Annotated in this window: 16 protein-coding genes and 1 tRNA gene; 6 read left to right on the top strand and 11 right to left on the bottom strand. The window is 29.4% G+C overall.

The window, feature by feature from the left end:
• Positions 1 to 35: 35 nt before the first annotated feature.
• Positions 36 to 947, bottom strand: coding sequence for an outer membrane beta-barrel protein (locus BM335_RS07070; protein ID WP_090224741.1), 912 nt, complete (start codon positions 945 to 947; stop codon positions 36 to 38).
• Between the two features lie 124 nt (positions 948 to 1,071).
• Positions 1,072 to 1,413 (bottom strand): arsenate reductase family protein, encoded by a 342-nt coding sequence (locus BM335_RS07065; protein ID WP_090224740.1) that lies wholly within the window; start codon positions 1,411 to 1,413, stop codon positions 1,072 to 1,074.
• Positions 1,414 to 1,490: 77 nt separating this feature from the next.
• Between BM335_RS07065 and BM335_RS07060 the strand changes: the two genes are divergently transcribed.
• Positions 1,491 to 1,946, top strand: coding sequence for a DinB family protein (locus BM335_RS07060; protein ID WP_090224738.1), 456 nt, complete (start codon positions 1,491 to 1,493; stop codon positions 1,944 to 1,946).
• A 3-nt stretch (positions 1,947 to 1,949) separates the two neighbouring features.
• On the opposite strand, the gene BM335_RS07055 is transcribed toward BM335_RS07060, so the two are convergent.
• From BM335_RS07055 to BM335_RS07045, 3 genes are all read right to left on the bottom strand, one after another.
• Positions 1,950 to 2,753, bottom strand: coding sequence for a THC0290_0291 family protein (locus BM335_RS07055; protein WP_090224736.1), 804 nt, complete (start codon positions 2,751 to 2,753; stop codon positions 1,950 to 1,952).
• A 61-nt stretch (positions 2,754 to 2,814) separates the two neighbouring features.
• Positions 2,815 to 4,416: an Ig-like domain-containing protein gene (locus BM335_RS07050; RefSeq protein ID WP_143102396.1), complete on the bottom strand. Its 1,602-nt coding sequence runs from the start codon at positions 4,414 to 4,416 to the stop codon at positions 2,815 to 2,817.
• A 79-nt stretch (positions 4,417 to 4,495) separates the two neighbouring features.
• Positions 4,496 to 5,182 carry a ComF family protein gene (locus tag BM335_RS07045; protein ID WP_177219175.1) on the bottom strand — a complete coding sequence of 229 codons (687 nt, stop codon included), beginning with the start codon at positions 5,180 to 5,182 and terminating at the stop codon, positions 4,496 to 4,498.
• Positions 5,183 to 5,368: 186 nt separating this feature from the next.
• On the opposite strand from BM335_RS07045, the gene BM335_RS07040 reads away from it, so the two are divergent.
• The 3 genes from BM335_RS07040 to BM335_RS07030 all read left to right on the top strand — a co-directional run bounded on the left by BM335_RS07040 (position 5,369) and on the right by BM335_RS07030 (position 10,562).
• Complete coding sequence (locus BM335_RS07040; protein WP_090224730.1) at positions 5,369 to 6,253, top strand: hypothetical protein; 885 nt, start codon at positions 5,369 to 5,371, stop codon at positions 6,251 to 6,253.
• A gap of 107 nt (positions 6,254 to 6,360) precedes the next feature.
• Positions 6,361 to 7,902 carry a glycine--tRNA ligase gene (locus BM335_RS07035; protein WP_090224727.1) on the top strand — a complete coding sequence of 514 codons (1,542 nt, stop codon included), beginning with the start codon at positions 6,361 to 6,363 and terminating at the stop codon, positions 7,900 to 7,902.
• Between the two features lie 134 nt (positions 7,903 to 8,036).
• A complete protein-coding gene (locus tag BM335_RS07030) occupies positions 8,037 to 10,562 on the top strand; it encodes a S9 family peptidase (protein WP_245780630.1) in 2,526 nt (841 codons plus the stop codon).
• A gap of 51 nt (positions 10,563 to 10,613) precedes the next feature.
• Here BM335_RS07030 and der read toward each other — a convergent pair whose 3' ends face one another.
• Positions 10,614 to 11,915 (bottom strand): ribosome biogenesis GTPase Der, encoded by a 1,302-nt coding sequence (gene der / locus BM335_RS07025; protein WP_090224724.1) that lies wholly within the window; start codon positions 11,913 to 11,915, stop codon positions 10,614 to 10,616.
• Between the two features lie 119 nt (positions 11,916 to 12,034).
• Between der and BM335_RS07020 the strand changes: the two genes are divergently transcribed.
• On the top strand, positions 12,035 to 12,538 hold the full coding sequence (locus tag BM335_RS07020; protein ID WP_245780629.1) for a GTP-binding protein: 504 nt from the start codon (positions 12,035 to 12,037) through the stop codon (positions 12,536 to 12,538).
• Here BM335_RS07020 and era read toward each other — a convergent pair whose 3' ends face one another.
• Positions 12,539 to 13,420, bottom strand: a complete 882-nt coding sequence (era, locus tag BM335_RS07015) for a GTPase Era (protein WP_090224720.1) — start codon at positions 13,418 to 13,420, stop codon at positions 12,539 to 12,541.
• Positions 13,421 to 13,516: 96 nt separating this feature from the next.
• On the opposite strand from era, the gene BM335_RS07010 reads away from it, so the two are divergent.
• Positions 13,517 to 13,589 (top strand) — tRNA-Met (locus BM335_RS07010).
• Positions 13,590 to 14,086: 497 nt separating this feature from the next.
• Here BM335_RS07010 and BM335_RS07005 read toward each other — a convergent pair.
• The 4 genes from BM335_RS07005 to BM335_RS06990 all read right to left on the bottom strand — a co-directional run bounded on the left by BM335_RS07005 (position 14,087) and on the right by BM335_RS06990 (position 21,231).
• The gene (locus tag BM335_RS07005; protein ID WP_090224718.1) at positions 14,087 to 14,692 is read right to left on the bottom strand and encodes a LysO family transporter; all 606 of its coding nucleotides are present in this window, start codon (positions 14,690 to 14,692) and stop codon (positions 14,087 to 14,089) included.
• A complete protein-coding gene (locus BM335_RS07000; protein ID WP_090224715.1) occupies positions 14,682 to 14,963 on the bottom strand; it encodes a LysO family transporter in 282 nt (93 codons plus the stop codon). Before BM335_RS07000 ends, BM335_RS07005 begins: the two co-directional genes overlap by 11 nt.
• Positions 14,964 to 15,038: 75 nt before the next feature.
• A complete protein-coding gene (locus BM335_RS06995; RefSeq protein WP_090224713.1) occupies positions 15,039 to 18,182 on the bottom strand; it encodes a beta-galactosidase, LacZ type in 3,144 nt (1,047 codons plus the stop codon).
• Between the two features lie 19 nt (positions 18,183 to 18,201).
• Positions 18,202 to 21,231, bottom strand: a complete 3,030-nt coding sequence (locus tag BM335_RS06990) for an aminotransferase class III-fold pyridoxal phosphate-dependent enzyme (protein ID WP_090224710.1) — start codon at positions 21,229 to 21,231, stop codon at positions 18,202 to 18,204.
• Positions 21,232 to 21,234 lie beyond the last annotated feature (3 nt).

The following is a 21,234-nucleotide window of genomic DNA, read 5'->3' as shown; positions in this document are numbered from 1 at the left end:
TTTAAATGGCTTTTTTATTTATTGTTGTTAAGATATTATTTTTTACTAAAAGTATAAGTAATACCAACGTTTATTCCAAAAGATGAATAAGGAGCAACTGATGATAATGATTTTGAAGGATCATTATTTGGTTGAGGTAAAGAATCTTCATAAGTTACTTTACTAGGCGCCGCTATAGTTCCAAAAATTGGATGATTTAAAGGGGCATCTCCTAAATTCCAAGTCATAGCAGGTATTGCAGGAACTGCATTTGGTCCAATTGCTCCAGCAGGTAAAGCTGGTGTCGCAGGAGTTGTAATTGATAGTTCTGCGAATTCTGAGTAATCTCGAGTTACATTTATTCCTAAATATTCCAATTCAGCAAAAATACCCCAATTTCCACCAAGGCTATGTTTGTAACCAATTGCAGCAGTAAAACCTAAAGGAAGTCTTCCGTGGTAATCATTAATACCTTGAGTTTTTATAGGGTCAACACCAAAAGCACTTAAAGGTGTTTCTGTATATCGTGTAAATTCTGCTTCAGTTTTTCCTCCAAGTTTAGTTACCATTCCAATTTTTCCATAAAAGTTTTCATTGAAGTTATAAATTAAAGATGCAGTTAAACCATAAGCTCTTGCGTGAGCATTACCATCTGTATATTCTTTAATGTCACCATCATCATTAGTTAGGTATGAAGAAATATTTTGATCTGCTCCATGTAAATAGGCTAAACCTAATTCAGCACCAAACATTTCATTAAAAAATTTCCCAATTCTTAATTGACCAGTCATTCCCTCTCCGTAACTACCGTAGTGATTAGTAGCTTTGGTTTGACTATCGTTTAAAGAAGTTCCAGTAAGTATTCCTGCACTAGAAATTGAATATCCACCACTGGCGCTTACATAAAATTGTGCACTTGCACTTGTTGCTATAATTAAAGCAACTAATAATAATAAATGTTTTTTCATAATTAGCTTAATTGTTTAGTAAGCGCACAATATAGTTTTTATAAAAAATAATTCAAATGATAAATGTTACATTATTTTTAAATTATCATTTTAATTTTAAAAACATAGGATTAATGCTTTTTGTTTAATTTTTTTTGGAAAAAGAGATTCTTTTTTTTGTATTTCCAATTAAAATCTCATTTTCATTAATAATAACTGGGCGTTTTAAGAAGGTGTATTCGTCTAAAATTAGTTGGCGATAATCATTTTCGGTTAAAATTTGATTTTTTAAATCCATTTGTTTGTACTTTTTTGCCATTTTGCTAAACAATACTTCATAACTTTTTGTTAGTGCATATAACTCATCTAGCTGTTTAACAGTTATGGGCTCTGTTTTAATTTCTTGTAAAATATAGTCAGACGTATCTATTTCTTTTAAAATTTTTCTACAAGTGTCACAGGTTTTTAAGTAATAAATTTTTTTCATAAGTTTTTGTTATTTAACGGGTAAATTTAAAATGTTTTTAGTTTAAATTTGAAGACTTTTATTATAAAACAGAGAAAATGAATAAAAATTTTGACGCTTTAAAAAAATCTAGAATTTTAATATTAAAAATTATTGAAGGGCTTTCAATTGATCAGTTAAATAAAATTCCTGAAGGATTTAAAAATAATATAGCTTGGAATATTGCTCATTTGGTGGTAACACAACAATTATTATGTTATAAACTAGCTGGTTTAAAGTGTTTGATTTCTGATGAAATGATTACTAGTTTTCAAAAAGGAACTGCGCCAACTTATACAATTTCTGAGGCAGAGTTTAAAGAAATTAAAACGCAGTTTTTAGCTTTGCCAGAAAAATTATCAGCAGATTATGAAAAAGGAATTTTTACAGAATATAATGAATATACAACAAGTGTAGCTGTTACTTTAAAAAATATAAATGATGCTTTAACATTTAATTTATTACATGAAGGCATTCATTTAGGTATTATACTTCAACTTAAAAAGTTTGTATAACCCTTAATTTAAATAATAAACATAACCAACATGGACCCATAACAACCAATCGTTGTATTTATTGGAAGGGTCTGGTCTTGAATTTAAACCATCAACATAATTAGAAAAAAAGTATTGCCAACGAGACTCTATTAAAATATCGGAATATTCTCCTAATTTATGTCTTGTTCCTACACCTAAAGTTGCAGACATTGTAATTCCAGACGTATCTCGTGCCGCTGCTGGATCTATATTTGGATCCCATTTTGGATAAAGAATACCTGGTTCTTTCCAATCGCCTATATCAGAACTTATAGTTGGGTTGTAAAAGTTTACGAACAAACCAGCACTTACATATGGCGACCATTTTAAATCGGGAATTCTACGAGAACCAAAGTCTACAATATCAACCCAATGAAATTCAAGTTGTGTTCCTACATTAAAAATACTTGCTTTACCATGATGTGCTCTTAACTTGTCTGCCTCAGGAGTTGTTCTGTAATCTTGAACCCATTCTCCAAAATGATCAAGTTTTGCAGTCATATATGATAATTCTCCTCGCAGTCTAAAATGATGTACAAAATAGCTAGACCTTTCATTCCATCGATATCTATAATCGGTAAAATTTAAATAGTAAATCAATCCAAACCCAGTGCCAACATTACCACCAACATTACTTTTAAAATGATTTCTTTCTCCATAATCTGTTGTAAATGAAGCAGAACCAGTAATAAAACCAATTTCATGGCTACTGTTATCTTGAGCAATACTGTTAAAAGTATTTATACAAATTAAAAGAAGGATTATATGGTAGTGTTTTTTATTCATTGAGGTTTTAATATATCAAATGTAATAAATTCTTTTTAAGTTAAATAAAAATTAAAAGCACTTAATTAATATTAAATGTTTCATTTAATTCATAATTAGCCCGCAATTCTATAATTTGATCAAAAAATTTAACCGTTTCAGGTTGCTTTCTGGTTAAAAAATTTCCTGTATCCCAAATACCATTATTATTTTCATCTAAAGTTACTCTCACTAAATACTTTCCTGGTAGTAATAGTTCAAAACTTATAGTTTGTTGATTATTTGTTTTGGCTTTTCTAATAACCTGTTCTTTTTCATTTAATAATTCAACAATTAAAGGTGTGTTTTTTGAGTTTTCAAATGATAAATTTATTGTGCCGTAATCTTCAGGTGATTTGGTTTTTAATTTATAGGAAATACTATCGTTCGAAATTTGATAAATATCGGTAATTGTTTTTGGTAATATTTCTAAATTGTAATCGGTATTTATTTCTTTTTCAAAATTTAAATATAATTTATTTTTTGATTTTGATATTATAGGTGTAAAAAGAACTTCTGTTGAATCTTTTTTTGTTATTTTAATTAATGAAGCATTAAAATCAATTATTGGCGTATTTGTGGATACAAAAAAAGTATCAATTAAATGTAAAATACCAGTTGCACTTGGCGTAATTTTTAATGAATCTGTTTTTGAACTTCTAAGGCTTAATGTGAAATTTTCTGAGTAATTATTTTTTGAGACTTTAAAATTTAAGGAATCGGTTTCAAAAGGTGTGTACCAATAATTTATTGTGTCTTTATTTTTTTCATAAACTATTTCCGATTTAAAATCTTCTGGTGTTGGCGTTAGTAATTCAATAATTAAATCGTTTGCATTTCCTTCAAAACCAAAAATAGCATGTCCTTTGTTTACTTCTTTTGGTTTAATTACTTTTAGTTTAGGAATTTCTTTAAAAATTGTAAAATCAAATGTTTTATCTGTTGGTAGTGTAACAGTATCTCCAATAAAACCAATTTTATCAATTTCAGGGTTGTAAATTTTATTGCTATTTGCATCTTGTAAAGCAATTAATAAATATTTTCCTTCTCTAATGTTAGTAATTTCAAAAAGGGTTGAATCTAAAGTGTTGGCTATATATCTAGGTTTTTGTTTGTAAATAATAGAGTCGTTAAATTGACTATTATATTCATATAACATTACATCAATATTGGTAAGAGATTTTTTTATAAGTGGGTTGGTTACCTTTCCTGAAAGTTTTAATGAATCAATAAACGTTCCTGTTGAAAAAACATATTTAAAATTTTCAAGTTTATTTTCTTCATTATTATCTACAATACTATTTCCAAAATTAAACGAATAAGTAGTATTTAAATCTAGTGTATCTAATATTTTAATTGTTATAAATTTGCTAGCAGTACCCGCCGGTGTAATAATTGGGTCGTATTTTTGAGGAGGCGATATAACTAAATTTTTCTTAACATCTTTAATTTTAATATATTCATTAAAATATAACTTTATTTTATTTTCTTTAAAGTTAATTGTTTCAATTTTAGGTATTGCATTTACTAAAACAGGAGGAATAGAATCTTTTGGACCACCAGTGGGAGTTCCTCTTTTAGCACAACCAAAAAATGCAGTATACAAGATAGTAACTATAAGTAACTTTAAAAATGTAGCCTTCATGTATTTTTTTGAATGCAAAATAACAATTAATTTATTAAAAAAACGCACTACATTGGTTACTATTGTATTTTTTAATACTTTATTTAGTGTATGCCATACTTGCAATACTTATTTTAATATTTTTAAAAGTGTTTAAGGCTAAATAACTAGCTTCAAGAGTTGCGCCAGTTGTTATAATATCATCTATAAGAAGTATGTGTTTGTTAGATAATGAAACTTCATTTTCAATATAAAAAAGTTCTTCAACATTTCTCCAGCGGTCAAATCGTACTAATTTTGTTTGTGAATTTATGGCTGTTTTCTTTTTTAATATGTTCTCATAAAACGGAATGTTTAATATCTTCGATAAGCTTTGTCCAAATGTTGTAACTTGATTGTAACCTCTTTTTTTTAGTTTTTTATGATGTAATGGAACAGGAATTATACAATCTATATCATGAAATCTTTCGCTACTAATCATCTCTTCACCTAACCAATTACCAATAAAACTGCCAACTTGTTGTTGTCCGTTGTATTTAAGTTGGTGAATAAGTTGTTGTACTTTGCCTTTTTTTATAAAATAAAACAATGCTGTGCCGTTTTCAATAGGAATTCTTCCATAAAAAGTTTTCTCAACTAAATTAGGTGTTTCAAAACTAAAGTTTGTTAATGGTAAATCATTTCGGCAAAACAAACAAAGTAACTTTTCGTTGTTGGTTAAATAATTTTTGCAGCAAAAACAAACATCAGGATAAAAAACATTTATAATGTCTTTTAAAATTTTCATAGTATTTTTTAATAAATATACTTATTTTTTGGGTTTTTAAAGCCTTTATGATTATGAATTTGATAATTAAATTCGTATATTTAAGTTTTCTTAGTCAAATTTACTACCCTCAAATAATTTATTGTGATTTATATACTTAATTCACTTAATTTTGCGTTATACATACAAAAATTTAATATATAGAAAATGGAAGATTCTAAAAATTCAAATAATAAGTTTTTAATTATTGCTTTAGCTTTATTATTAGTTGGTATATCAATTTATACTTTTTATAGCAGTACTAAACTTAATAAACTTAATGATGCTATTGAGGTTGAGAAAAATGAAATTGCATCAAATTTAGATAGTATGATTGTTAAGTATGAAGATGCTATCTCAAAAAACACATCAATGTCTAATGAGTTGTCATTAGAAAGAGATAGAATTATAATGTTACGCGATTCTGTCAAAAACATGAAAGTGATAAATTATGAAATGTTGCGTAAATTTAGAAGTCAAATTTTTAAATTAGAAGAAACTAACAAGCAACTTTTTCAAAAAAATGAAATTTTAATAAGTGAAAACAGGGTATTATCAAGCAATTTAGATAGTGTAAAAGTAGTAGTTTCAAACCAATTGGCTAAAAACGATACGCTTACAGTTTTAAATCAAGGATTGAGCGAAAAAGTGAAAATTGGTTCAATCTTGAAAGTGAATTCAGCTAAAATTTTAGCGATGAGAGAGCGTAGTGGAGGTAAATTAGTTGAAACCTCAAGATCAAGAAATACAGATGCTTTTAGAGTTAATTTTACCATTGCAAAAAATGAAATTTCTGAACCAGGTGAACGTAATGTATATATACAAATAGTTGATTTAAAAGGAAGTACAATAGCTAGAAAAGGACAATTAGTATTATTTGATAATACAAGCATTGATTATAGCGACAAAACAATTGTAAATTACGTAAATGAACCAATAGATATTATTTCTTTAGTTGAAGTAAATAGAGATAATATAAAAGACGGTGTTTACACTGTAAATATTTTTATAGAAAATAAATTTGCTGGAGCTTCTCAAATTACACTAAAGTAAAAAAGATAACTCCAAATTAATATTGTTTAATGTGAATAGGTGGAAATAGTTTAGGCTATTTCCACTTTTTTATTTTTTTGTACTAAAACCTTTATTATTTTTGCACAATGGCAAATCAAGAAGATCAATTTAAAAAAGTAGTTTCACACGCAAAAGAATACGGATATGTATTCCAATCAAGTGAAATATATGATGGTTTGAGCGCAGTATATGACTATGCTCAAAACGGTGTAGAATTAAAGAAAAACATTAGAGATTATTGGTGGAAAGCAATGGTGCAAATGCACGAAAATATTGTTGGTTTAGATGCAGCAATATTTATGCACCCTACAACCTGGAAAGCTTCAGGTCACGTAGATGCCTTTAATGATCCTTTAATAGATAATAAAGATTCTAAAAAAAGATATAGAGCAGATGTTCTTATTGAAGATTATGTTGGTAAATTAGATGCTAAAATTGAAAAAGAAGTTGAAAAAGCAGCAAAACGTTTTGGAGAATCTTTTGATAAAGATCAGTTTTTAGCTACAAACCCAAGAGTTGTTGGATACAAAGAGCAAGGTGATGCAATTTTAAAGCGTATGGGACAATCTTTAGAAAAAGAAGATTTAGCAGACGTAAAAGCTTTAATTGAAGAATTGGAAATTGCGTGTCCGTTATCAGGTTCAAGAAATTGGACAGACGTAAAGCAGTTTAACCTAATGTTTGGAACAAAATTAGGCGCTTCAGCTGATACCGCAATGGATTTATATTTACGTCCAGAAACTGCTCAAGGGATTTTTGTAAACTTTTTAAATGTACAAAAATCTGGAAGAATGAAAATTCCTTTTGGAATTGCACAAACTGGTAAAGCATTTAGAAATGAAATAGTTGCACGTCAATTTATTTTCCGTATGCGTGAATTTGAACAAATGGAAATGCAATTTTTTGTACGTCCTGGCACTCAAAAAGAATGGTATGAAAGTTGGAAACAAACCCGTTTAAAATGGCATTTATCATTAGGAATGGGTGCTGAAAATTACCGTTTTCATGACCACGAAAAATTAGCACATTATGCTGATGCCGCTGCAGATATTGAATTTAAATTTCCATTTGGTTTTAAAGAATTAGAAGGAATTCACTCTCGAACTGACTTTGATTTATCTAGCCATGAAAAATATTCAGGAAAAAAATTACAATATTTTGATCCAGAATTAAATGAGCGCTATGTACCGTATGTTGTAGAAACTTCTATAGGTTTAGATAGAATGTTTTTAGCAGTATTCTCAAATTCTTTAGTTGACGAAGAATTAGATAATAACACAACACGCACTGTTTTAAAATTACCTCCAGTTTTAGCGCCAACCAAAGCGGCTATTTTACCTTTGGTTAAAAAAGATGGATTACCAGAAGTTGCTAAAAAAATTGTGGAAGATTTAAAATGGGACTTTAATGTTGATTATGATGAAAAAGATGCCGTTGGAAGACGTTATAGACGACAAGATGCAGTAGGAACTCCGTTCTGTATTACAGTTGATCACGATACTTTAAACGATAATACTGTTACAATTAGACATAGAGATACTATGGAACAACAACGTGTAAAAATTGAAGATTTACGCGAGATTATTAAAAATGAAGTAGACGTAAAAAACTGGTTAATGAAAATGTAACCTAAACTATAAAAACAAAAAAAGCCGAGAATATTTCTCGGCTTTTTTTGTTTTATATAAATAAATTGATTTAAATGTTTGAAATGTAATTCAAATTATTGAAATTTAACTTTTTAATAAACCAAACTTACAAGATGAATTTTAATAAAGTTATGTTCCTTTTTTTTATAGGAATTTGTTTTTCATACGGACAAAATACAAGCAACCATTTAGAGAACAGTAAACCCAAACCAAATTACAGATTAGCATCAAAATTTTCACCCGAAAACATTTCAAAACTAGTGCATTCAACAACTGTAAATCCACATTGGTTAAAAAACGGAAATAGATTTTGGTATCAATACAAAACAACTAAAGGATCTAATTATTATCTAGTTGATGCAGATAGAAAATCGAAAATACAATTATTTGATAATGTTAAAATGGCAAAATGGTTAACAGAAATAACCAAAGACCCATACGACGCTCAACATTTACCTAAATTTGATTTTAAATTTGTTAAAAACGAAACAGCTATTAGGTTTAGAGTTACAGCAACTGAAGAAGTTGAAGCTGTTGATGATGAAAAGAACACATCATCAAAAAAGGATTCAATTAGTGAAAAATCTTCCAAAAGAGGGAAGCCTAAAATGGAACGAAAAGTGTATCATTTAGAGTATAAATTAGGAGATTCTAAACTAACCATAATTGATAATAAAAAAGAAGATGAAAAAATAAAACGTTGGGCAAATATTGCTCCAGATAGTTCTATTGTATTATTTTCTAAAAATTTCAATTTATATTGGATGGATAAAGAGAATTTTTTAAAAGCTGTAAAAGATGAAAAAGATTCTACAATTGTTGAAAATCAATGGACTAAAGATGGTGTTAAAGATTTTGGATATGGAGGGAATTATTATGGCGAAAATAATGAGTCTATGGAAGAAAAAAAAGATGACAGAAAAGGCGTTTGGGGAGTTTGGTCACACGATTCTAAAAAATTTATTTTTCAGAAATCTGATGATAGAATGTTGAAAGATTTATGGGTAATTAATTCGGTTTCAAAAAAGCGACCAACACTTGAAACTTATAAATACCATATGCCTGGAGAGCAAGAATTTTCAAAAGATGAATTATTAATTTTTGATATTCCTTCAAAAGAAATTGTAAAAGTTCAATTAGATACTGTAAAACAACAAAGCGTTTCGGTTTATAGAGCTCCAAGAAAAAAATCAACGTATGATGATGATTTTTCGCCATCATTATTACTTTCTAAAAAAGGGAAAATTTACTTCAATACAATTAGTAGAGATAGAAAAAAATTGGATATATGTGTTGCTGATATAGAAACTGGTGAAGTAAAAGTTCTTATTGAAGAACGTTTTAATACGTATATTGAAAGCCGTCCGTTAGTTTTATTTAATAATGAACAAGAAATGTTGCATTGGGCTGAAAGAGATGGTTGGGCACATTTTTATTTATATGATACCAATGGAAATTTAAAACAACAAGTAACAAATGGACCATTTCACGTAGATAATTTTGAAGGAATTAATGAAAATGAACGTGTTTTATATTTTACAGCAAATGGTGTAAATAAAACAATAGATCCGTATTATTCACATTTATACCGAATTAATTTAAACGGTACAGGAATGAAAAGTATAAATGCTGGAGATTTTAATACAGATGTTAGTGTAGCTGATTCAAATAAATATTTTGTAACTAATTTTTCACGGGTAAATACAATTCCAAAGTCCGAATTAAAATCAACAACGGGCGCTTTAATATTAAATTTAGAAGAAGCTGATTTGTCGCAATTATTTGCAACGGGCTATAAGTTTCCTGAAACATTTGTTATGAAAGCAGATGATGGTATTACTGATATTTATGGTGTACTATATAAACCTTACGATTTTGATTCAACAAAGGTGTACCCTTTAATTGAATATGTTTATCCTGGACCACAAACAGAAGCGGTTAGCAAATCTTTTTCAGTAAATATGGACAGAACCGATAGAATGGCTCAAGTTGGGTTTATTGTTGTTAGTTTAGGAAACAGAGGTGGTCATCCAGATCGTTCAAAATGGTATCATAATTACGGTTATGGAAATTTACGCGATTATGGTTTGGCGGATAAAAAATATGTAGCTGAACAGTTGGCAGATAAATATTCTTTTATTGATATTGATAAAGTAGGAATATTTGGACATTCAGGTGGTGGATTTATGTCAACAGCAGCGATGCTTGTTTATCCAGATTTTTTTAAGGTAGCTGTTTCTTCTGCGGGAAATCATGATAATACCATTTATAATAGTTGGTGGAGTGAAACGCACCATGGTGTTAAAGAAGAAAAAGATGCTGATGGGAAAATTTCTTATAAATATGATATTGATAAAAATCAAGAATTAGCTGCAAACCTTAAAGGTAAGTTGATGTTAGTTACTGGTGATGTTGATAACAATGTAAACCCTGGAGCAACAATTAGAATGGCGAATGCATTAATTAAGGCAAATAAACGTTTTGATTATATGATAATGCCTGGGCAACGCCATGGATTTGGAGATATGAATGAATATTTCTTTTGGTTAAAAGCAGATTATTTCAGTAAGTATTTGTTAGGTATAGAAAACACCAATGTTGATATGCTTGAAATGAATAGAGATAAACCTAAAGGATAAAAATAAAGTTGGTTAAGCATTTTATAAAAAGATACTTAACCAACATTTTAATTATTTTTTTCTAAAATATATTACTATAGGAACCCCTTTAAAGTCAAATATTTCTCGCATTTTATTTTCAACATAGCGTTTATAAGGATCCTTCACGTATTGCGGTAAATTTGAAAAAAATACAAATTGAGGTGTTGGTGTAGGAAGTTGCATACAGTATTTAACTTTTACAAATTTTCCTTTGTTAGATGGTGGTGGATTGTGTTTTATAATTTCCAACATCGTATCATTTAATTTGCTAGTAGTAATACGTTTTTTCCTGTTTTCATAAACTTCAACAGCAGTTTCAATTGCTTTAAAAATACGTTGTTTTGTTAATGCGCTAATAAAAATAATTGGCACATCGGTAAATGGAGCAATTTCTCGTCTTATCTGAGCTTCAAAATCACGCATTGTATTGGTTTCTTTTTCAACCAAATCCCATTTATTCACTAAAATAATAATTCCTTTTTTGTTTTTTTCAGCCAGCCAAAAAATGTTTTCATCTTGTCCTTCAAAACCACGCGTAGCATCTAAAACTAAAATAGCAACATCACACAACTCGATGGTTTTTACAGCGCGCATTACGGAGTAAAATTCTAAATCTTCTTTTACTTTCGATTTTTTTCTAATGCCAGCCGTATCAACTAAATTAAAATCAAACCCAAAACGATTGTATTTTGTATCAACGGTATCACGTGTTGTTCCTGCAATATCTGTTACTATATTTCTTTCTTCTCCAATTAATGCGTTTATAAATGAAGATTTTCCTGCATTTGGACGACCAACAACTGCAAAACGAGGCAGTTCAGTTTCTTCTTCAATAATATCAGTCATTTCTTCAACCATTGCATCTAACAACTCTCCAGTTCCACTTCCATTAATAGATGAAATTGTGTAATATTCACCTAATCCTAAATTGTAAAATTCTACGGCGTTAGCATCTCTCATAGAGTTGTCAACTTTGTTAACTGCCATAAAAATTGGCTTTTTAACTTTTCGTAATAATTTAGCAACCTCTTCATCCATTGGAGATATTCCTTCTTCAACATCAACTACAAAAACAATAATATCAGCTTCTTCAATGGCTAAATTAACTTGTTTTCTAATTTCTTCTTCAAAAATATCATCAGAACCAACGGTATATCCACCGGTATCAATTACCGAAAATTCTTTACCATTCCAGTTGCTTTTACCGTAATGTCTATCTCTTGTAACACCACTTACCGCATCAACAATGGCGTCTCTTCGTTGTACTAAACGATTAAACAATGTTGATTTTCCAACATTTGGTCTTCCTACTATGGCTACTATATTACTCATTCGTGTTTTTAAATTTTTTGCAAAATTACATAATTTTATTTTGGTAATTTAAGTATTAACATCTCTAAATTAGACATTTGATAAAAATGTGTATATTTCAAAACAAATTTTTATGATTTATGACCACAAATACAAACAGCAATATTCATTTGCGTCCAAGGTTTAAAATGGAATTAAATGAAAATCAGGATGATTTAATTTCTAAATTTAAAGCTAATTTAAGTGACGGCGATTGTAAATATTGTAGTAAAATTGTTGATGGTCATATTGTTATTGATGTTCCAAAAAATGAAAATCATTTTTGGTCGCCACAATTAAATATTGAAATTGAACAAACTGACATTGATAAAACTATTGTAAAAGGATTGTTTGGACCAAAACCGCAAGTTTGGACTTTATTTATGTTTTTTCATTTTGCTGTAGCGGTTGCTTTTATTGGTTTTGCCGTAATGGCTTATGTACAGTGGAGTTTAAAAACAGATTTTTCTCTTGCTTTAACCATTGTTATTGCATTGCCTATTGTTTGGGTTTTAATGTACTTTTTAGGTAGATTAGGAAAAAGTACTGGAAATAAACAAATGGATGAATTATATCAATTTATGATGAAAACTTTGCAAAAATAACTAATCATTATAGCCAAAACGGCGTAATTGACGTTTGTCGTTTCTCCAATCCTTATTTACTTTTACATATAATTCTAAATGTATTTTTTTGTTGAAGAATTTTTCTAAATCTTTTCTAGCTTCCGTACCTACTCGCTTTAACGGCGCTCCTTTATGACCAATAATAATTCCTTTTTGAGTTTCTCGTTCAACCATAATTACTGATCGAATTTTAATAATTTTATCGCTTTCAAAAAATTCTTCAGTGTCTATTTCAACAGAATATGGTATTTCTTTTTTATAATGCAACAATATTTTTTCACGAATAGCTTCGTTTACAAAAAAACGTTCGGGTTTATCTGTTAATTGATCTTTTGGATAAAAGGCAGGAGATTCTGGTAATACTTCTAAAATACGATTAAAAACAGCTTCAATATTAAAATTTTCTAAGGCAGAAATTACAAAAATTTCAGCATTTGGTACTTTATCTTTCCAATACAATACCTTTTCTTCAATTACTTCTTGTGTTGAGGTATCAATTTTATTAATTAATAATAAAACTGGAATTTTAGAGTTTTTAATTTTATTAAAAAATTGTTCATCTTTTAATTCTTTTTCACCTGGCTCAACCATATAAATAAGCACATCTGCATCTTCAAATGCAGATTTTACAAAATCCATCATTGAAACTTGTAATTCGTAAGCTGGTTTTATAATTCCGGGAGTATCAGAAAATAAAATTTGAAAATCATCACCATTCACAATTCCTAAAATTCTGTGACGGGTTGTTTGTGCTTTTGATGTGATGATTGATAATCTTTCACCAACAAATGCATTCATTAATGTTGATTTTCCAACATTTGGATTTCCAATAATATTTACAAAACCTGCTTTGTGCTTCATTTTCAAGATTTAAGAGTGCAAAGGTAAACTTTAATATTTTTATTTTGTAAAAACTTATTGTTTTTTTGAAAAAACATGTATCTTTGCAATCCAAATCGCGGGATAGAGCAGTAGGTAGCTCGTCGGGCTCATAACCCGAAGGTCACAGGTTCGAGTCCTGTTCCCGCTACTATTTTTAAAACAATGTAAAAAAACAGTTTAGATTCCTAAACTGTTTTTTTATGTTTAATTTTAACAAATTTCTTATCTTTGATAGTCAAAATGCATACGAAAGTGCATACGATTTGTCTATGAAAAAGAATTATTCAAATCCCAAAATTTATGATGCTAATGGGGATTTATCCAAACGTTGGTGACTAGTTCTGAATAAAGGCTACATAATTAATTGTAATTCCTTTTGAAGCCATATGTAAATAATTATTCTTATCAAAATAAGGCTATGTTGAAGATTTTATACTATTGTGCCATATAAATTAGAATCTGGAGTTAAATAAATTCTTATATTATAAGTGTCTTCAGAAGATAACTTTATTTTATTATTTTTTCTTTTTTTCCAGAGTTATAGATCAATTCTTTGCAAATTTTTGATACCAACACCAATTATAACGCTATAGAGAATAAAACAAATTATAGCAATCTATTTTTTATCTCTTAAGTCATATTAGTTTAAATAAATGTTAATAAAAAAGGAACTAAAAATGGTACAAATATAGTTAATACAACACCACTGAAAACAGCAATTATAGCCCATTCTTTTCCTGTGCTTTCTGAAATAATAGGTAAACAAGTATCCATTGACGTAGCTCCACCTGAAGCTATACCTCCTAATTTACCAAAATATTTCACAAAAAAAGGTGTTGCTAAAAGCGTAATTATTTCTCTTGAAATATTAGATAATAAGGCGATAACACCTAAGGTTTCTCCACTAATTTCTGTTATAAATATTGAAGACAAACTATAATATCCAAATCCAGCAGCTACAGCCATAGTTTCTGCCATACTAATTTCAGAAATAAAAAAAGAGGTTATTGCCGCTCCTAATAATGAACCAAAAATAACACAAAATGGAACGAGTATAATTTTAATTTTTGTTTTACGAATTATACTAAGCGCATCAGCATCTGCTCCAATACCAATACCTACAAAAAACATTAAAGCATATAATGAGTATTTAGAAAAATCATTTGTAATCAAAAAATCTGGCAAGAATTTGTACAGTCCTAAAACTACACCCAGTATAAACATTAAAAGTATGATGATGCTATTTTTCATTTTTTTGAATAAAGAATAATTTATAAGTGATATACGCAAAAATTAGGCTTCCTAAAACGGCTCCAAAAGTTATTAAAATAGCTTGTAAACCAATAGTATCCATATTAGAAATAATAGTTTCATTTAAACCGACACCAATTCCTAATAGAAATAATAATAAATAAATTATGAGTGTTGTAGCCTTGTTTGAAAATTGAATGAATTTGGTTTTATTTCGGAGCACATATCCAAGAATAAAACCAATTGTCATTAAAAGTAGTACTGGTATCATATATAATTATATTCTTTTGGCTGTTTTAAATTAGCACTGTACAATTCTGAAAGTAATTGTCTATGATTCTTTCAACTATTTTTTTATGGTTGGTAGAATGGTAAATGAATAATTGTAATTTTTATTCGCTGAAATCATATATTCGGAATGTGGTAATCTTCCCCAAGACGTATCACCTCCAACCCCCATTTGTAAAAAATCAATATTCCATTGAATGGTTTTACCAATTTTAATGTCTGCGCCGTGTTTTTTAGTTACTGGAACTAAACCTGATGCTGATTTTACTGCATCATCACTATTAAAATCAAGTTCTTTCATATCAAAGGGCCAAACACTTGCATTTAATAATTGTGTTTCGGATGAAACTTTTAAATTCATAGTTTTAGAAGCTAATTTCATCCATCTAACATTCGTTTTATTACCTGTTTCTTGTGGTCTAACATAACGATGGAACTGCGCTTCTATCTCTCCTGAATACACACCCACTCTAACACCCGTTTTTCTATCCCAATAACTTTCTTCAGGTCCATTACCATACCAAAATACCACTGTAAAATCTTTAGGTAAAGTTACATACATACCTAATCTAGGAATATTAGGAAGATCTTTTTTAGTTGGTATAAAACTATAGTCAACTTTTAAATTTCCATTGACTTGAAGGTTATAATTGATACTAACATTTGCTTCGTTATTGGGAAGATTATAAGCAACTTTATAAGAGATTCCCAATGCAGTACTTTTAGGAGTTTCAATTAACTTTGCAGTATAATTATAAGTTGCATTTTGCCAAATTTTAGCCCATTTATCAATTCCATTTCCTAAATCGTTATCTGTTGGAGGTCTCCAAAAATTAGGGCGTATAGGTTCGTTTGTAATTTCTTTTCCGTCAAATACCCAAGAAATAATTTCTCCAGTTTTAGCGTTTAATTTTAAATTAGTTATATCATTTTTTAGTTCAATTCCGTTTTCAGAAGAAATAATTTCTAACGTGTTTCCTGTTGAATTTAGAACTGATTTTCTATCAGCTTTATTTAATATAAATTGATCCCAAGCAATTTCATGACCTATAGATAATAAATTTGCAGCATATTTTTGAAATAGTCTTACTTCTAGAATGTACTCTACACTAGAGTCAAAATTTTTAGGAAAATGTGGTAAAATAAAACTCTTTTTTTGTTGAGGTGGTACCTTAACACTAGGAATGCTTCCTTCTAATAAAGTTTCACCATCAGCTAATATTTTCCAAACAATATTTTTATCTGAAAAGTCTGTAAAAAAGTTTTTGTTTTCAATTTCAATTTCGCCGTTTCCTAAATAATAAAACTGTGCAGGTTCATAAACTTTTTTTACTTCAGTCAAATGTGGATGAGGATTGCGATAAGGATCAACCAAACCGTTGTTTAAAAAATTACCATCGGTAGGTAAGTCGGGATGAAAATCGTGCCCATATGCCAAATAAGGTTTTCCGTTTTCATCTTTGTATTCCAAACTTTGATCAACCCAATCCCAAATAAAGCCTCCTTGGAGGTTAGGATACATTTCAATAATATCCCAGTAATCTTGTAAATTCCCTACGGAATTCCCCATTGCATGCGCATACTCTATCATGATGGATGGTTTCTTTGAATTTGATTTTCCATGAGCAATTAAATCTTCAGGTTTTGGATACATTGGGCAATATAAATCAGTATAATCTTCTTTGCCTGCAGGTTCATATTGAACAATTCTATTGTTATCGTGGTCTTTTAACCATTTATAGGTAGTTCTAAAAATTTCCCCTTCACCAGCTTCATTTCCAAGTGACCAAGCGTAAATTGAAGGATGATTTCTATCTCGGTAAAACATACGCTTTATTCGCATCATATGCGCAGGTAACCAACTCATTTCATTTCCAATCTGTGTATTTTCATCAATAGCTAAAGGATGACTTTCTATATTAGCTTCGTCTACCACGTATAAACCATATCTATCGCATAAATCTAACCAATAAGGATCGTTTGGATAATGAGAGCTCCTAACAGCATTTATGTTGTTTTGCTTCATTAACTTGATGTCTTTTTCCATAGATTCACGAGAGACTACATGTCCTGTAAAAGGATCTGTCTCGTGTCTATCAACACCTCTAATATAAATCGCTTTTCCATTAATTAAAACCTGACTGTTTTTAATTTCTACCCTTTTAAAACCTACATATCTTGTAATATATGTGTTGTTTTTAGAGTTGATTTCGTCTTCCAATGAAATTTTCAATGTATACAAATTTGGATTTTCAGCCGACCATTGTTTTACCCTTTCAATTATATTTTCAGAGGTAAAATCTATGGAGGTATTAGCAGCAATTTCTAACGTTTTAGTTTCTTTAATAATTGATTTTTCTCCATCCAACAATTCAAGAACAACATTTCTTGAAGCATTCCCTGAAGAATTATTAGTGATAGAAACCATTCCTTTAAAAATTCCTTGGATATATGATTCATCCAAACTTGAATAGGTGTAATAATCTGAAACCGTTACTTTTGGTTGTGAATACAAATAAACTTCTCGCTCAATACCGCTCATTCGTAACATATCCTGACTTTCCAAATAACTAGCGTCGCTCCAACGGAATAGTTGTAATGCAATTAAGTTCTTTCCAACTTTAAGATATTTTGAAATGTTAAATTCTGCAGGTGTTTTACTACCTTGTGAATAACCAACATAATCACCATTTATATATACATACATAGCCGATTTAGCTCCTGCAAAATGAAGAACAATGTCCTCAGCTAAAAATTCTTTTGAAAGGTTAATTTCTTTTCTATAAGTTCCAATGGGATTGTAATCAGTTGGTGCATCAGGCCATTTAGTATCAAAAGGATAACGTTCATCTAAATAAATTGGATAATCGTAACCCTCAACCTCCCAGTTTGCTGGAACTGGTATTGTCGCCCAATCACTATCATCAAAATGTATGTTTTGAAAGGTAGTGAGTCGCTGTTTAGGGTCTTTTACAAAATGAAATTTCCAATTGCCATTTAGGCTGATAAAACGATTAGAATTTTCTTTTTCAATAATTTGAACTGATTCAGTTCCAAAAAAAGTAGCCCTTGGAGGTAACTTACTTTCTTCATAAATTTGATGATTGAAATGATTTTTTTGCTCAGGAACAGGTATAAGTTGCTGTTGTTTACAACTTATAACTATGACAGCAATTACAAATACTATTAATTTTAATTTCATTGTTTTTCTAATCTTTGGATTAATAAGACTTCATAAAGTCTTCTGCAAATATTTTTTTTAAGTAGAAAATTAATTCTTTGGCGTTTTCTTTATTGAAAACAATAGGTGGTTTTATTTTTAGCACATTATGATCTGGACCATCAGTACTCATTAATATTCCATAATCTTTCATTCTATTGGCTAAATAGTTTGTTTGTGCTTTTAGCGGATTTCTTTTTTCATCAACTAATTCTACTCCAAGAAACAAACCTTGCCCACGAACATCTCCAATAATTGGAAATTCTATGGCAAGTTTTTTTAATTCAGATTTTAAATATTCCCCAATAATTAATGCGTTTTCTTGTAATTTTTCTCTCTTAACAAAGCATAAAACTTCGGTACCAATTGCACAAGAAACTGGATTCCCTCCAAACGTATTAAAATATTCCATCCCATTGGCAAATTTTTCCGCAACTTCTTGTGTGCAAACAACAGCAGCTAACGGATGTCCGTTTCCTATAGGTTTTCCAATAGTTACAATATCTGGTAAAACATTATGCAATTGAAAACCCCAAAAAGTTTTACCCATTCTACCACAACCTGTTTGCACCTCATCTGAGATACAAATACCTCCAGCCTCTCTAATATATTGGTAAGCTTTAGATAAAAACCCGGTTGGTAGTTCTATTTGTCCGCCACAACTAATTATTGGCTCAATAATAAATCCTGCAACATTTCTACCTTTATTTTGTATCTTTTTAATTCGTTTTTTCACTTCTTCAGCATAACTGTCTCCAACGGTATTTCCTCTATATTTACCTCTAAAAGTATCTGGCAAAGGAAATATATGAGTATATTTTGGAGCTCCTTTTCCTCCTTTACCATCAAATTTATAGGAGCTTATTGCTATACACATATTAGAATTCCCATGATATCCAACCTCAGAAGCTATGATATCTCTTTCGCCAGTAACCGCTTTTACCATTCTAATAGCTAGCTCATTAGCTTCGCTTCCTGAATTAACAAAATGAATTACATTTAATTCTGGAGGTAACGTTTCTAATAATTCTTTAGTAAGCAGATTAATATTTTCATGTAAGTACCTAGAATTGGTGTTAACTAAAGCCATTTGTTCTTGACCAGCTTTTACCACATGGTAATTTTCATGACCAACATGAGCAACGTTATTAACCGTATCTAAATATTTTTTTCCGAACTGATCCATTAGATAGGAGCCTAAACCGCGAACCATTTTTATTGGTACGTGATATTGCAAGCTTAAACTTTTTCCTAAATGTTGTTTTCTGTATAATAGTAACGCTTCATTTGAATTCGTTTTAGGTTGTTGAAGACCTTTTGTATTAAAAAGAAAATTTGGATTTGGACAAATGCTTTTCCAAACATCAATTTGTTTATGAAACGCTACTCCAGGAAAATCAATGTTATAATTTAGCATAGAAAGCATTATTTGAAAATGTAGGTGAGGAACCCAGTTACCGTTTTCTAGTTTATTTCCTAAAAAACCAATAACATCACCTTTTTTAATAGTATCTCCAATTTTTTTGGTTGAAATACTGTCAACACTTAAATGTCCGTATAATGTAAAAAATGTTAATCCTTCAACTTGGTGTTTTAAAATTAGAAGTCCACCATACAATTTATAACCAGCATCAATAACAGCTGTAACAACTTCACTATTAAATAAAGCGTGTATAGGTGTAGTATTTGGTAACCAAAAATCTACACCTAAATGCACAGTTCTACTTTCTCTCCCATTATTTCCAATACTGTCAAACGCAGATGAAGTATAAATTGGTCTAGGTTCTAAATAGCCACCAGCTATAATTTTATCATTTTCTTCTTTTTGTAATTTATTAATTTTATATTCAAATAAATCCAAATCATTGAACTCTTCTTGATGCCCTATCCATGTACTTGAAACACTTAAATCTAAAGGTTGTATTTCATTTTTTTTGATGGTAGGAAATAAATCATTTAATTGAAAAGAATTTTGAGAAGCCCATTTTTTGAAGTTAACTTCATTGGGATGTGCAGAAAAGTTACAAGCATTTCTAAAACAATAATGTGCAAAATCAGGAGAAATTAAAAACCACTTTTTTAATACTTCCCAAGCTTGTTTTTCACTAGCAACCAAATACGTATTGTCAGGTTCTTCAATTTTATTTAAAGCCGATTTTGTCACTGATATAACCAATCGCATTGCAATAGCAACATATAAATGAATTAACTCTTTTTCAGTTAATGGAAATTTAGAATGATATCCCTTTATAATTGGCAAAGCCGCATCTAATGGGTTACAATGATTCATAACTGCATAGGCACAAGTAACAGCTAAATCATTAATAATCTGAGTATATACGGCATCTCCATAATCAATAATTGCGGTAACCTTTGGGTTTTTTAAATTTTTAGTTACAATAATATTATTTTCATTTGCATCATTATGAACAACCGATTTTCTAAGTTTTTGAAAATCATTAAAATTAGCTTCAAAAAGATTTTGAAAATAGGTTATAATTTCCTTTTCTTGTTCATTAAATAAATGAATGTACTCTTTAGTCCATAAAGATTGATTGATTTCCCATACAAATTCTCTAGTGGCAGCAGGGTGTTCAAATCCAAGTAAAGCTTTAGTTAGCAATCCGCATTGTTCTCCTAAACTTAAACGAAGACCATCTAATTGTGGGTTTACATCGTTCCATATTCTTCCAGGAATCCAAGTAAGTAATCTTACTTTTCTAATGCTTCCATGCACATCAGTAATGTTTGATATTGAGTTGCCTTTAATATCATTTATAACTTGAGGGGCAATTAAATTACTATCATTTTTTTCAACGTATTGCAACAATTTTTGATAAAAATCAAGGTATTTTAAATCTTCATTTGGTCTAGATATTTTTAAAATAAAACCTTCTTCATTTTCAATTTTAATTCTAAAATTAAAATCAACTTCACCAGGAAGTTCAAGCACTTTTCCTTTAATGTCATAAAGATTTAAAAGTATTTCTTCAGCTTGCTTAATTGAAATTTTTAAATTGTTGTAGTTCATAGG

Source organism: Lutibacter maritimus (assembly GCF_900116115.1).
Lineage (GTDB): Bacteria > Bacteroidota > Bacteroidia > Flavobacteriales > Flavobacteriaceae > Lutibacter > Lutibacter maritimus.
The sequence above is the reverse complement of the archived record's forward strand: the minus strand, read 5'-3'. Positions and strand labels throughout refer to the sequence as shown.

What these genes read in the sequence shown, in the direction of transcription:
- BM335_RS07030 (WP_245780630.1), top strand. Translation starts at nt 8,037, where the DNA reads ATGAATTTTAATAAAGTTATGTTCCTTTTTTTTATAGGAATTTGTTTT.
- BM335_RS07035 (WP_090224727.1), top strand. Translation starts at nt 6,361, where the DNA reads ATGGCAAATCAAGAAGATCAATTTAAAAAAGTAGTTTCACACGCAAAA.
- BM335_RS06995 (WP_090224713.1), bottom strand. Translation starts at nt 18,182, where the DNA reads ATGAAATTAAAATTAATAGTATTTGTAATTGCTGTCATAGTTATAAGT.
- BM335_RS07065 (WP_090224740.1), bottom strand. Translation starts at nt 1,413, where the DNA reads ATGAAAAAAATTTATTACTTAAAAACCTGTGACACTTGTAGAAAAATT.
- BM335_RS07000 (WP_090224715.1), bottom strand. Translation starts at nt 14,963, where the DNA reads ATGATACCAGTACTACTTTTAATGACAATTGGTTTTATTCTTGGATAT.
- BM335_RS07070 (WP_090224741.1), bottom strand. Translation starts at nt 947, where the DNA reads ATGAAAAAACATTTATTATTATTAGTTGCTTTAATTATAGCAACAAGT.
- BM335_RS07045 (WP_177219175.1), bottom strand. Translation starts at nt 5,182, where the DNA reads ATGAAAATTTTAAAAGACATTATAAATGTTTTTTATCCTGATGTTTGT.
- BM335_RS07050 (WP_143102396.1), bottom strand. Translation starts at nt 4,416, where the DNA reads ATGAAGGCTACATTTTTAAAGTTACTTATAGTTACTATCTTGTATACT.
- BM335_RS07020 (WP_245780629.1), top strand. Translation starts at nt 12,035, where the DNA reads ATGACCACAAATACAAACAGCAATATTCATTTGCGTCCAAGGTTTAAA.
- BM335_RS06990 (WP_090224710.1), bottom strand. Translation starts at nt 21,231, where the DNA reads ATGAACTACAACAATTTAAAAATTTCAATTAAGCAAGCTGAAGAAATA.
- BM335_RS07060 (WP_090224738.1), top strand. Translation starts at nt 1,491, where the DNA reads ATGAATAAAAATTTTGACGCTTTAAAAAAATCTAGAATTTTAATATTA.
- der (WP_090224724.1), bottom strand. Translation starts at nt 11,915, where the DNA reads ATGAGTAATATAGTAGCCATAGTAGGAAGACCAAATGTTGGAAAATCA.
- BM335_RS07040 (WP_090224730.1), top strand. Translation starts at nt 5,369, where the DNA reads ATGGAAGATTCTAAAAATTCAAATAATAAGTTTTTAATTATTGCTTTA.
- BM335_RS07005 (WP_090224718.1), bottom strand. Translation starts at nt 14,692, where the DNA reads ATGAAAAATAGCATCATCATACTTTTAATGTTTATACTGGGTGTAGTT.
- BM335_RS07055 (WP_090224736.1), bottom strand. Translation starts at nt 2,753, where the DNA reads ATGAATAAAAAACACTACCATATAATCCTTCTTTTAATTTGTATAAAT.
- era (WP_090224720.1), bottom strand. Translation starts at nt 13,420, where the DNA reads ATGAAGCACAAAGCAGGTTTTGTAAATATTATTGGAAATCCAAATGTT.